Source organism: Desulfosediminicola sp. (assembly GCF_048381775.1).
Classification (GTDB): domain Bacteria; phylum Desulfobacterota; class Desulfobulbia; order Desulfobulbales; family Desulfocapsaceae; genus Desulfopila; species Desulfopila ganghwensis.
In genome coordinates, this window is sequence record NZ_JBLXGE010000013.1 from 65738 (window position 1) to 78498 (window position 12761).

Below are 12761 nucleotides of genomic sequence, written 5' to 3' on the forward strand. Positions count from 1 at the left end.
TATCTTTTTTTGTGGTGAGCTCAAGTGTGTCTTGGCAGGTGAACCGTGGTATTTATCCCTGAACAATCAGCGTAAAGCTGAACCATACTGTTTTTTCTCAGCCATCATCCTTTTAAGTTCCACATTTCCGGGGATAACGATATCAGGGTCCAGCTTGAAGTTTAATGATCGGCTTTTGCCACGGTATTTTACTGAATTCAGAATCAGCTTCATGGTTTCACGCCGGGCCAGGTGTTTATCATCCGAACGGACAACCCACCATTTTGACGTATTAGTGTGGGTTTTCTGCAAAAGAACTCTTTTCTTTTCAGTGAACTCATCCCACAGCTCCTGGGCCTGCAGATCGACCTCACTCAATTTCCACTGACGCAACGGATCATTGCGTCTGCGCTCAAATCGTTTAGCCTGCTCATCTTTGGAAACCGAAAAGTACAGTTTGAGGAGAGTGGTGCGGCCGGCATCGAGGATAAAATTTTCCTCATAGCTGTTGACCTTTTTCAAAAAGCGTCGGTATTGGTCCTCGCTGCAAAAGCCCATTACCGGTTCAACCATTGCCCGGTTATACCAGCTGCGGTCAAACAGGACGATCTCTCCTGCGTGGGGGAACTGTTCGATGTATCTTTTAATGTGCAGTTCGGTCTGTTGGATTTCGTTGGGTTTGCCGAGAGCCACCACGCGATAGCGCTTTTCATTCATGTAGCGGGTAACCCGACGGATGGTGCCGCCTTTGCCGGAGGCATCACGGCCGTCGAACAGAATGATCATTTTTTTGCCGGTCTTTTCAAGATGAACCTGCATTTTGATGAGCTCTGCCTGGTACGGTTTCAGCTCTTCCGCATAATAATACTTCAGAAGCGCTGCCTCAACAATCTCATCCTTATGCTTGGCAGGGAGCAGTTCCGACATTGCCTTGGTTATCCCGGAAGGCGGCACAGATTTGAGGTTCTTATCAAGGTCCTTGACGAGATCCCTGATTATGGAGGAGGCACCCCGATCAGGATCGAACATCGGTGAATTCTGTTTGCTATTGGTGGGTAAAGACATGAAAGGTGCTCCAATATATTAATATAACAAAAATGTGAACAGGATGATTGATAGCGGATATGAAAAATAACAGTAAATTGTCAGGAAAACATTAGGCTTTAGTTAAGTTTTCGCCCCTGTCGATACATCTCCACGTATACGGGGGGCAATTTCAAACGCTGAAGTTCTTGTGTGGTCAGGGAAATATCGTAGGGTATACGATGATGTCTGACCGACAGGCGAAGAGTTGTATCGGGGCTCAGCGATAAAGCCTGGTCTGTTTCCTGATAGTTTTGCCCTTCCTGAAGCTCTATCACCGCGCAGCTGACCGAGGGGTCGCTGTCAAACATTCGGCCGGCTGATCCAGGGTTTATGAAGTGGACCTCACCCAGATATTTGTGGTACGGACTGTGGGAATGGCCTGTTACAACGATATCAGAACTGACGTGTTCAGCTAACTCATAAAAGCGGGATTCCGGGGTAGAATCAGAAAGAAATTCATGAGGTCGAGCCGGGCTGCCATGGTAAATGCCGATGGTAACAAAAGTGTTTCCCGTTTGCACAGAGCCCATAGGGATTTCAATGGTGCGCTTCACCGGAAACGAACGAAGATATTGTTGGTTCGCTTCTGAAAGTTGTTTTGCCGTTACCTGGTACATGATGCGTTTTTCAGGATTCGATGGCTTCTTGAAATCTTCGCCTTGCAAAAGCTTGAGTACCTTTTTGTCGGTATTGCCCAGAATGGAAAGGGCTTGCTTTGCTCTCAGCCAATCAAGAACTTCATTGGGAAATGGTCCATAGACCGTAGAGTCTCCAGAATTGATTGTATATTCAAATGTATTACCTGCAAAAAAGTTGTCAATTGCTTCCAGGCCGGGGTAGTTGCCGTGAATATCTGAGAGAAGGAGAATTTTCATAATAGCACACTATATCGAACTATATTGAATTACAGCAATGGCCCCATGAGCAGTACCGCATTTTCCTTAAACTGTTCAAGTGTAGAACGATTCTGGTAGTCTTCCTTGTCAAGATCCCTGGAAGAGGAGATATATTCCTGCTGGAGTTCGCGAAGTTGGGTGCAGGCTGGTCTGTCGTAAATAACAAGCGTAGTTTCGAAGTTGAGCCAGAAACTGCGCATGTCGAAGTTTACGGAGCCAAACAGAGCAAAATCGCCATCTATGGTGATGGTCTTGGAATGGAGCAGACCACCGAAAAAGAGCTTGATATGAACCCCCGCCTGCAGAAGTTCACCAAATCTGGCACGGCTGGCGTAGTCTGCAAGTTTGGAGTCGTTTTGCGCAGGAATGATGAGGATGACCTGAACACCTCGCAGTGAGGCGGATTTCAGGGCAGCGAGCAAAGCATCATCCGGGACGAAATACGGAGTAGTGAGTATAAGCTCCTTTCGTGCTGCATATATGGTGGTCAAAAGCAGGCTGTGTATCGCTTCTGTGGTAAAATCAGGGCCAGAGGGAACAAGCTGTACAGCCACGTCTCCTTCCGGTTCAAGTTGATGTACATCGGCTGCCTTTCGGAATGATTCTACCGCGTGGGATGTTACGGCTAACGAAATCTGCCTGGAACTGGATTCCAGATACCAGTCGTTGATGAATGTGCCTGCGAGGCTCTCTACCACCGGCCCGCGGAGTTTGAGCATTACATCGACCCATTGGCCTACTCCGGCCCCGGCTTTAAAACAGCTTGGATCAGCCATGTTCTGGCTGCCGGTATAGGCGGTTTGACCATCGATCACTACAATTTTACGATGATTACGGATGTCGACCCTGGCAAAGAGCGCCTTGATCAGCCCAGCGGGAAGTGCTTCACGAATCCGCACCCCTCTTGCCTGCAGCTTTGCCGCAGAGTCGCTGACCAGGAACTCACGGCTACCGATGGAGTCGAGCAGTATGCGGCATGCGACACCACGATCTGAGGCTCTGCAGATTGCGGCCATGACATCGTCAACCATGCCCCCTTCCTGCCAGATGTAAAACTGGAGGTGGCAGGTGGAGCGAGCCTGTTCGATGTCGCCAATCAGCGAGTTTAAAAACTGTTCCGAGCTGTTGAGTAGTACGAGATTGTTACCGGCCATGGCGGGCAGCCCGGTGTGATGCAGAGCAAGGTTATGGAGGGGCAGGCACTCTGCGCCAAGATGTTGCCACTGTACCGGAGCACGGTCCTGCAAAGATTGCAACCAGTGCTGGTAATACTTAAAGGAATGCTGCATGCGCTTTGTTCGGCGTTCGGAGATACGGTTTTCGCCAAAAAGCAGGTAAAGAATAACGCCTATGAAGGGAAAAAGGAGTATCACAACTAACCAGGCCAGGGTAACGCCGTGCGACCTTTTCCGCATAATTACCCGAAAAGAGAGGCCTACCCTGATAGCGAGGTCCACCAGAAAAAACAGCGTGGAAAAGAGCGAAAAGTTGAGTTCCGGCATAAAGAGATTGGTAATAGTGTGGAATGATCTGTTATTAACGGCCGTAACGGCTACTGAAAGATGTTAGAACTGTGGTCGGTATTCTGAAGTATGCGGGTTGCCAATCACTATTGTTCCCTAGTGTTTTTAGATGGGGAGCAACACTGGTCTCTATGATTTTAGGGTAGCATATTCAGACAGATAAATGATAGATTGTATTGAATCACGCGCCCGGTTGCAAGGGAAATGATATCTTGCAGATCCGTTCCGGGGCTGAGATGCACAAAAGTCAGACGGGGGAAATTGGTCGGAGATGAAACTGAAAATCTCTGATCGGAGAATAATGGAAGCTTTCATTGAGTTTCATTCACACACAGGACATTGAAATACATGGGCGTTAAAGGATTTAAAACATCGGCGGTAGCTGCTGGCATTAAGTACAAAGACAGGTTGGATCTTGGATTGATCTTCAGTGAGAAGCCTGCTGTCACAGCAGGTGCTTTTACCACCAGCCAGGTTAAGGCAGCACCTGTTGTGATTGATATGGACCGGCTCAAACAAGAGGGCAAAGCCCAGGCGATTCTGGTAAACAGCGGTTGTGCAAATGCCTGTACCGGCAAGCAGGGTATGGATTCTGCCCTGCGGTCGAGTAAATTGCTTTCAGATGCTCTCGGGATCGCCGATAATATGGTTCAGCTTTCGTCTACCGGTGTGATTGGTGACCAGCTCAATATGGAGGCTTTTGAGACGAGTATTCCAACCCTGGTTGAAGGTCTTGATGAAGGGAACTTCGGCAAAGTAGCGGAAGCGATCATGACCACCGATACCGTTCCGAAGACCGCTGTGAAAAAAGTGGTGATAGGCGGCAAGGAGATTACTTTGATGGGTATGGCCAAAGGTGCCGGCATGATCATGCCGAATATGGCAACGATGCTGGCCTTTGTGCTGACGGATGCCCAGGTAGGTTTTGTTGAACTGCATAAAACCCTGGTCAGCAGTGTCGAGCGAACCTTTAACCGAATTACGGTTGATGGCGATACCAGCACCAATGACATGGTACTGGTAATGGCAAATGGCGAGGCCGGAAATCCTTGGCTTGATGAAGAATGTGCTGACGATTACGCAATATTTCAGGATGCGTTGGAGTCGTTATTACGCGATCTGGCGCTCATGATCGTAGCGGATGGTGAGGGTGCGAGCAAGTGTATCACTATTCGGGTTTGCGGTGCCCGGGAGGATGAAGAAGCGGAGAAGATGGCCAGGACTATTGCCAACTCCGCTCTGGTTAAGACAGCCTTCTTTGGAGAGGATGCAAACTGGGGGCGGATTATGGCGGCAATGGGGCGGTCGGGTGTTCGCTTCAATCCGGATCAGGTCGATATTGCCTTTAACGATGTGGTGATCGCCCGTGACGGTCAGGCTGTGGGCAAGGAGGCGGAAGCTGAGGCATCAGAAGTTTTGAAAGAGAAAAAATTCAACGTTTGCATCGACCTGAAAGAGGGTAATGGTTGTGAAGAAATCTACACCTGTGATTTCTCGATTGATTATGTGAAAATTAATGCCGATTATCGGTCATAACGGAGTTTCCTGCATGGAGAATAACGTATCCTATCTGTTGCCACCCGGCTATGATTTGTCTCGACTCTACCAGCAGCTTGAAGATCTCTATCTGCTTGAAGAGACCGGTGAGCAACAGTACCGCTCCACCTATCTTGATACCTGGGACTGGAGACTTGTTTCCAACGGGGTAATGGTGGAGCGTGCAGGATACAAATATACCTTTTCCAACCTCGACGGAGCTATCCTTGCTTCGGAGACCGGCTCAAGAAAGCCACGCCCTTTATTGCGGGATTTTCCCGAAGGTGCCTTGCGTGAACATCTGGCAAAATGTATGGACGTTCGTGCGCTGCTGCCGCAGTTCACAGTCGAAACTGCTCAGAATGATGTGGCCTTGCTGAACAAAGATCAGAAAACGGTTCTGCGGTTCAGCGTTATTCGCCAGAGTGCTGAGCATGGAGATGAACACCGTGAGCTGCAGCCCTTGCTCATCCTCAAACCATTGCGAGGATATAACAAGCCGAAGAAGAAGGTGGTAGCCCTTCTGAGAGCTGAGGAATTCCGGAAGTGCGGTGAGGATGAGAGCCTGATGGAGAGGTTGCACCAGGCTTTTGGAGTGGACAGGAGTATAACCAGTTCAAAATTTTCCTGCCGGTTATCGGCTGAGGCGAGTATCGCTGAGGCGGTGCAGCAGATTTGCATTGTGCTTAAAGAGGCAATGCTCAGAAATCTTAGCGGGACTCTGGACGATATCGATTCGGAGTTTCTCCATGACTTTCGTGTGGCGGTGCGAAGGACCCGCTCTCTGCTGTCTCTGTTGAAAAAATATCTCCCGCAGGGCGAGGTGCGCCAGTTTCAGGAGGAGTTTAAGTGGTTGGGTACCGTCACCGGGCCGGTTCGTGATCTGGATGTATATCTGTTGATGACAGACCAGTACCAGGGGATGCTGCCGGTGGAACTTCAACCCGGTCTCAAAAGTTTTTTTCTTATTCTGGCCAGCCAGCGAAAAAAGGATCTTCGTCAAATGAAAGCTGCGCTTCAATCGGAGCGATTTTCTCAGCTGATAGAAGGGTGGCAGCAGTTTTTAGAGCTGTTGCCGGATCGGGATGATTATCCAGCGGGAGCTGCAAACTGCCGGGAGGTTGCCGAGAAGATTATCCGTAAACGGTTTAAGCGCATCCTGAAAGAAGGTGGCAGGATTACTCCGGAAACAGGGGATGACAAACTCCATGAGTTGCGTATAGAGGGCAAAAAATTCCGTTATATGCTCGAGTTTTTCTGCTCAATATTTGCTGAAGAGGCAACTCTTGAATATCTGAAGCAGATGAAGAAGCTGCAGAATAACCTCGGCGATTTCAATGATTATTCGGTACAGCGGGAGGTGTTGCTGGCACGACTGCAGCAACTTAAACCGACTACACCCGACTCGTTGGCGCTGGCTGCGGCACTTGGCGGGCTCATTGTCCATATGGGTGATGCGCAGCAGGAGGTCAGGACCAAATTCGAACAAACCTTTCAGAATTTCGCAGCCAAAAAGAACATAGATCTGCTTGAGCAGATATTCGCCGGCAGGTGCGAACAGCCTCCTGAAAGGAAGGTAGATTGAGAGCTCGGATGTAGAGGGAAGGATGAAGATTTTTGCGGTATATAGCAGCAAAGGAGGGGTGGGCAAGACGGCTACGGCGGTGAACCTGTCATATTGTGCTGCGCGGCAAGGTCACAGGGTTTTGCTCTGTGATATTGACGCCCAGGGCGCCGCTTCATACTATTTTCGAGTTAAAGCCGCCAAGAGTTTCAGTGGTAAAAAACTACTGGGCGGCGGTTTCGATAAGTATATCCGTGCCTCTGATTACGAAAACCTCGATCTGTTGCCGGCCCATTTTTCTTTCCGCAATCTTGACCTTGCCTTAGCTAAGCTTGAGGCGAGTACCAGGCGCCGGGCTCTGAAAAATCTTTTTGACAGCCTGAGCGACCATTATGATGTACTGGTTATGGATTGCCCGCCCAATATAACCCTGCTCTCAGAGAATATCATTCTCGCCGCAGACTCTGTCGTTACTCCGGTCATTCCAACAACTCTTTCCCTGGTTGCCTTGAAGCAGTTGTTGAAGATCTTTCGTAAAGTCGGAGCAGAAGAGAAACGAATCAACGCCTTTTTTTCGATGGTTGAACCACGTAAACTGATGCATAAGGATGTGGTGGAAAAATTTCAGCACTACCCGATCTTTCGTGATACCCAGATCCCATTTCAGGCAGAGATAGAGAAAATGGGAATATATCGGCAGCCGGTTGGTGCTGTTTCTCCAACATCTGTTGCCGCACAGCGCTATCAGGAGCTGTGGCAAGAGTTGTGGGACAGGAGTGAGTTGATATGAAGGAGCTGTATCTGATACGCCATGCAAAGTCGAGCTGGAGCAATCCCGGCCTTGATGATATTGAGCGTCCGCTGAACAAACGCGGCAAACGGGACGCGCCTTTCATGGGTTCGCGTTTGAAAAAGTATGGAGTGCGGCCGGATATGGTCTATACCAGCCCCGCCAAACGAGCCAGGAAAACTGCAGGAACGATTGCCGAATGCGTCGGCTATCCGCAGGAACGTATTCAGCAGCGCGGTGATATTTATACCTCAGATATGAATAAGTTACTTCTCGTCGTTCGCCAGACAGAGAATCGAATCAGACGGCTTTTTCTGGTAGGGCATAACTATGTGCTTACCGATTTTGCTGAATATCTCACCAATGAGCCTTTAGGTAATGTTCCCACCTGTGGCATCGTCGGGATCGCTTTTGATATCGATGGCTGGCATCAGGTGGGAGAGGCTGGAGGGCATTTGCAGTTCTTCGACTACCCCAAGAGGCATCCTGAACATAGTCGCAAGTGACGGATCACTGTTCCATCGAGGGCCGGATCGATCCGGCCTGCCTGCCGTATCCCCATTACCCTTCCAACACAGTGCTATTCCTGTGGCATTTTTATATTGTGGTGGTATCTTTCCTTTTATTCCTGAGAGGATAATTGACAAGAGCTTCGTACATTGAGCTCTTCGCGATCAGGAAACGAAAGATTCCAGTTGGCTTTCCAGCCAATGTATATCGATAATTTTCAGCCATTGATGAAGAGGCGTCAGATGTCGTCTTCCCAGCGTTGTCGTAATTGCAAATTCTTCTATATGACCTACGAGGCTGCACGATCTTATGCCTGTAACGCCATTGAATTTATGAAGTAATCGCAATCCGGCCATAGTGGTATATGAAAACTCCGGTTTCGACTGTCAGCTTTCTTGCCGAAGACGGGAGGTAAGACGGGAAATTGGCAAAGAGTCTGAAACAGACCTTTCCTCTGGTGGTTTTCACGTATGGCATGATATTTAGATGTAGCTGTTTCTATTAAATCTTATGAATGTCTTGTAAGGATCTGCACCGTTTTTCGAGTGCATTGGGTGGTTGAGTTGGTAGAACGAATACGGAGCCTGGCGCTCTCTTTAGCAAAGAATACCTGGCTGACGAGCTGGGAGTTGATCAAGATCACAGTCCCGATCATGATCCTCACCAGAATTCTGGAAGAACTCGGCATGATTGTCGTAATCTCCAGATGGCTGGAACCGCTCATGGGCCTGATAGGTTTGCCGGGTGAGCTGGGTCTGGTCTGGGCTACGGCTATGCTCACCACCCTGTATGGCGGGATGGCAGTGTTCGCAGCCCTTGCATCGGGCCTGGAGCTGACGGTTGCGCAGGTGACCGTGCTCTGTGCGGCGATGCTGTTCGCTCACTCTTTGCCCATTGAGCTGAGTATCAGCAAAAAAACCGGAACTCCGGTTATGCCCATCGTGCTCCTGCGCCTGGGTGGCGCGGTGCTCTATTGCTTTATGTTGAGTCGCCTCTGTATTGGTTTTGATGTGTGGCAGCAGCCGGCTCCCACTATTTTTGCTGTGGCAACAGAGCATCTGAACCATTGGCAATGGCTGTTGCAGCAATGCAAAAATATCGGCCTGATCATTGTGGTGATCTTCTGTATCCTGCTTTTTATGCGGATATTAAAGGTACTGGGGGTGCTGGATCTGCTCGAGAGACTTCTTGCCCCGGTGCTGCCCCATTTCGGTATGGGCCGGGACGCTGCGCCGATTACCGTAGTGGGCATGATTCTTGGTATTGGCTATGGCGGCGCCCTTATTATCAGGGAAGTTGCCGCAGGTAAGATGGCCAGGGTGGAAATTTACAACTCGATGGCGCTGATGGCCCTTTGCCATGGCCTGGTTGAGGACACCCTGCTGATGTTTGCCCTGGGCGGCAAGCTCGGTGGGATTCTCTGGGGCAGGATAATTTTTTCCCTGGTAGTGATTTATATATTGGTGCGTCTGCGTGCTCAGTTTGCAGGCAGAAAAGAGATGTCTGACAACGTAATATGAAAACTTCAAAAGCTGAAGACAGTCAAATATGAAATTTACAGAATTTGGTGAACAACTTACGTGCAATGCGGGAATTCTCTCGCTGATGGATGACCTGGGTGAAGCAAAGGCCCTTGGTGGCGACAACATGATCATGATGGGTGGCGGTAACCCAGGAGTGGTTCCCGAGTTTCAGGATATGCTCAGGGAAAAGCTCAAAGACATGTGCTGTGACCGCAAGGAGTTTCATCGGCTGATCGGGGCCTACGATCCGCCACAGGGGGAGAGTCGTTTTGTGTCCGGCCTTGCGAAAATGCTGCAGCGTGAGTTCGGTTGGGAGGTTGGCCCGGAAAATATCTGCCTGACCAATGGCAGTCAGACCGCCTTCTTCATGCTCTTCAATCTTTTCGCCGGACGTTATGCTGACGGTTCGAGAAAAAAGATCTGTCTGCCGTTGGCGCCTGAGTATATAGGGTATGCGGACCTGGGGTTGAGTGATGACTTTTTTGTTTCGACCAAGCCCATAATAGAGGTCGATGGTGACCTTTTTAAATACCATATTGATTTTGAGAACCTGACCATTGGTGAGGATATCGGGGCAATCTGTGTCTCAAGACCTACTAACCCTACAGGCAATGTCATTACCGATCATGAGCTGGAAAAACTCAACCAGCTGGCATTAGAGCGTGGGGTGCCCCTGATCGTCGATAATGCTTACGGGCTGCCGTTCCCCTCTATGGTGTATTGCGAGGCCACTCCGTCATGGAACGAGAACATGGTGGTATGTTTCTCATTATCCAAACTAGGATTGCCTGCTGTTCGCACCGGTATAATTGTGGCAAAACCCGAAATAGTACGGGCTCTGGCCAGCATTAATGCCATCATGTCTCTTTCGCCCAGCAGTTTCGGTGCGGTACTCACTGAGCACATGATCGACAACGGGGAGATCATTGACATCAGCCGTTCCACCATCAGACCTTTTTATAAAAAGAAGATGGAACGGGCGGTGGAAGTGGTGCGAAAAGAATTTACCGGTGTGCCGTACCGCATTCATAAACCGGAAGGCGCGATGTTTCTCTGGCTCTGGTTTGAGGATATGCCGATTTCGAGCCTGGAGCTTTATGAGCGGCTGAAGAAACGTGGTGTGCTGATTGTTTCCGGGCACTACTTCTACCCAGGAATAGACGAAGAGTGGCAGCATATGCAGGAGTGTATCCGGGTAACCTATTCGCAGGATGACGATGACGTGGCGCGGGGGCTGGCTATCATAGCGGAAGAGGTTAAAAAGGCGTACTCTCAGGGAAAATAAGGGAGAAAAAGGTTAACCTAATCAGGAGTAAGGGGACACTGTGGGCGTGAAAAGAGTGTTGCAGCTGGGGGCCGTATGTGCGGTATTGACAGGTGGGGTTTGTAGTGCCGGTGCGGAATGTATTGAAGGGAACTGCATTAACGGCACAGGTGTCTATATCCATTCCGACGGGCGGGAATATCGTGGCGGGTTTGTAAACGCCATGGGGAGCGGTGAAGGTACCCTGCGTTACCCGGATGGTACTGTCTATGAGGGCAATTTTCGTAACGGCCGGTTTCATGGCAAGGGCAAATTGCTCGGTGCTGATGGCCGAAAATACATTGGTAATTTCCGTGAAAATGTCATCCATGGCCAAGGTGAGCTGATCAGCCCAGATGGCGTACGGTACAGCGGGGATTTCAACCTGGGTAAATACCATGGTACCGGTACCCTCATGTATCCTGATGGGCGCAGCTATACCGGAGAGTTCAGAAACAGCATTATTCATGGTGAGGGTAAGTTGGATTATCCGGATGGGACCCGGTATGAAGGACATTTTGCCCACGGGAAAAGAGATGGGGAAGGAACTCAGACCTATGCAGATGGCAGCCGCTATAGCGGCGGCTATCGTATAGGTCAGTGGCATGGGCCAGGCAAACTGGAAAATGCTGACGGGAGCGTCTATAGCGGCATGTTCGCGCTCGGCGGATTTAATGGTGAGGGGACTCTCATCTATCCTGACGGAAGTCGCTACAGCGGGATCTTTCGGCATAACAAGCGACATGGCAAGGGTGCATACTTTTCCACAGAAGGCTGGGTCTATTTTGGGCACTTTGTTGACGACCGGCAGGAGGGCACCGGTGTACTCGAATACCCGAACGGCAGCAGGTACGATGGTGAATTCATTGACGGCAAGCGGCACGGCTTCGGCACCTTTCATTATAAGGATGGCAGTGTTTATACAGGAAATTTCCGCAATGACCAGATAGAAGGTGAGGGCGAACTTACCCGGGCTGACGGTTCAAAGTTTGCCGGTGCCTTTGTGGCCGGTAAACCGGTTTATCCTGATCCGGTTGAGATACGAAGCCAGCCAACGAAAGCCATCGTTGACCAGGCATATCCGGCAGCTGAGTCTCTTGTGCCACGTGAGGAGCAGGTGGCAGATGAAAACAGTGATGAAGTCGTACCGGCAGCAGTTGCAGCAACTTCAGCGATAGCGATGGCTGTGACCGCCGAAAGCGGAGACGCCCCTGTGGTGAATGAGATAACTTCACCTGAAGAACTCTCACCGAATGGTGACGGGTTTGTTTACCATGATGGCCGTATCTGTCATGACAACATGACCTACGAGCCGGTGACCGGCTCGGCACAGATGCTCTTCCCGGACGGCTCAATCTATTCAGGCGGGGTGCAGGATGGTTTGATGCAGGGGGATGGAAACTTGCGTTTTGCCAATGGTGACGTCTATGAAGGTCAGTTTTCGTTTGGGAAAATCCACGGTCAAGGCATCTACACCTATTCAGATAAGCGTGAATATCGTGGTGAATTTGCAGACGGTGTAAAAAACGGAAAAGGAACGTTGACCTACCCGGATGCTACTTCATATACCGGTACATTCGTCAACGACCAGTTTTCCGGTGATGGCATTTACATTTTTGCGGACGGTTCCGTCTATGAAGGAAACTTCGACGCAGGCAAATTTAGTGGAACTGGCAGATTGACCTACAGTGACCTGAGTGTCTACCAGGGTGAATTTTTAGAAGATGTGCCCCATGGCAATGGCGTGCTTGTTTCCAACGATGGGAGCAGATTTGAAGGGCAGTTTGAAAAAGGCCGCCGTGATGGTACCGGCACTCTGACTCTACCGGACGGCGGGGTTGTACGCGGGGTGTTCGAAGATGATAAATTGGTGGAACGGCACTGATCTCTTGCCTCTCATGAGGCCTGTTCGACCGGATCGTCAACTATATACCCGATGATATCTCCCCTGTTGACGCTCAGGGTACCAGTGAGCAATGTCTTACCTCTGATTTCTCATAATGTACTGATGAGAAATCAGGGGCAACCCGAATATCTCATCAGTTTGCTGC

Annotated in this window: 10 protein-coding genes; 7 read left to right on the forward strand and 3 right to left on the reverse strand. The window is 49.8% G+C overall.

Annotated elements, in window-relative coordinates:
- Positions 1-66: 66 nt before the first annotated feature.
- From ACN5NT_RS19130 to cls, 3 genes are all read right to left on the reverse strand, one after another.
- Positions 67-1044, reverse strand: a complete 978-nt coding sequence (locus ACN5NT_RS19130; RefSeq protein WP_228721370.1) for a polyphosphate kinase 2 — start codon at positions 1042-1044, stop codon at positions 67-69.
- A 98-nt stretch (positions 1045-1142) separates the two neighbouring features.
- A complete protein-coding gene (locus tag ACN5NT_RS19135; protein WP_419176516.1) occupies positions 1143-1940 on the reverse strand; it encodes a metallophosphoesterase family protein in 798 nt (265 codons plus the stop codon).
- A gap of 29 nt (positions 1941-1969) precedes the next feature.
- Positions 1970-3463 carry a cardiolipin synthase gene (cls, locus tag ACN5NT_RS19140; protein WP_419176517.1) on the reverse strand — a complete coding sequence of 498 codons (1494 nt, stop codon included), beginning with the start codon at positions 3461-3463 and terminating at the stop codon, positions 1970-1972.
- A gap of 369 nt (positions 3464-3832) precedes the next feature.
- Between cls and argJ the strand changes: the two genes are divergently transcribed.
- The 7 genes from argJ (at position 3833) to ACN5NT_RS19175 (ending at position 12595) form a co-directional block, all read left to right on the forward strand.
- On the forward strand, positions 3833-5020 hold the full coding sequence (argJ, locus tag ACN5NT_RS19145) for a bifunctional glutamate N-acetyltransferase/amino-acid acetyltransferase ArgJ (protein ID WP_419176518.1): 1188 nt from the start codon (positions 3833-3835) through the stop codon (positions 5018-5020).
- Positions 5021-5033: 13 nt separating this feature from the next.
- Complete coding sequence (locus ACN5NT_RS19150; protein WP_419176519.1) at positions 5034-6605, forward strand: CHAD domain-containing protein; 1572 nt, start codon at positions 5034-5036, stop codon at positions 6603-6605.
- Positions 6606-6627: 22 nt separating this feature from the next.
- Positions 6628-7374: a ParA family protein gene (locus tag ACN5NT_RS19155; protein ID WP_419176520.1), complete on the forward strand. Its 747-nt coding sequence runs from the start codon at positions 6628-6630 to the stop codon at positions 7372-7374.
- Positions 7371-7880 carry a SixA phosphatase family protein gene (locus tag ACN5NT_RS19160; protein WP_419176521.1) on the forward strand — a complete coding sequence of 170 codons (510 nt, stop codon included), beginning with the start codon at positions 7371-7373 and terminating at the stop codon, positions 7878-7880. Before ACN5NT_RS19155 ends, ACN5NT_RS19160 begins: the two co-directional genes overlap by 4 nt.
- Before the next feature lie 567 nt (positions 7881-8447).
- Positions 8448-9404, forward strand: a complete 957-nt coding sequence (locus tag ACN5NT_RS19165) for a nucleoside recognition domain-containing protein (RefSeq protein ID WP_419176522.1) — start codon at positions 8448-8450, stop codon at positions 9402-9404.
- 28 nt (positions 9405-9432) lie between these two features.
- Positions 9433-10692 carry a valine--pyruvate transaminase gene (locus ACN5NT_RS19170; protein ID WP_419176523.1) on the forward strand — a complete coding sequence of 420 codons (1260 nt, stop codon included), beginning with the start codon at positions 9433-9435 and terminating at the stop codon, positions 10690-10692.
- A 40-nt stretch (positions 10693-10732) separates the two neighbouring features.
- Complete coding sequence (locus ACN5NT_RS19175; RefSeq protein ID WP_419176524.1) at positions 10733-12595, forward strand: hypothetical protein; 1863 nt, start codon at positions 10733-10735, stop codon at positions 12593-12595.
- Positions 12596-12761: the final 166 nt, after the last annotated feature.

Bases quoted from the DNA above. Each gene is read 5' to 3' on its own strand.
- ACN5NT_RS19130 (WP_228721370.1), bottom strand. From the start codon at position 1,044: ATGTCTTTACCCACCAATAGCAAACAGAATTCACCGATGTTCGATCCT.
- ACN5NT_RS19135 (WP_419176516.1), bottom strand. From the start codon at position 1,940: ATGAAAATTCTCCTTCTCTCAGATATTCACGGCAACTACCCCGGCCTG.
- cls (WP_419176517.1), bottom strand. From the start codon at position 3,463: ATGCCGGAACTCAACTTTTCGCTCTTTTCCACGCTGTTTTTTCTGGTG.
- argJ (WP_419176518.1), top strand. From the start codon at position 3,833: ATGGGCGTTAAAGGATTTAAAACATCGGCGGTAGCTGCTGGCATTAAG.
- ACN5NT_RS19150 (WP_419176519.1), top strand. From the start codon at position 5,034: ATGGAGAATAACGTATCCTATCTGTTGCCACCCGGCTATGATTTGTCT.
- ACN5NT_RS19155 (WP_419176520.1), top strand. From the start codon at position 6,628: ATGAAGATTTTTGCGGTATATAGCAGCAAAGGAGGGGTGGGCAAGACG.
- ACN5NT_RS19160 (WP_419176521.1), top strand. From the start codon at position 7,371: ATGAAGGAGCTGTATCTGATACGCCATGCAAAGTCGAGCTGGAGCAAT.
- ACN5NT_RS19170 (WP_419176523.1), top strand. From the start codon at position 9,433: ATGAAATTTACAGAATTTGGTGAACAACTTACGTGCAATGCGGGAATT.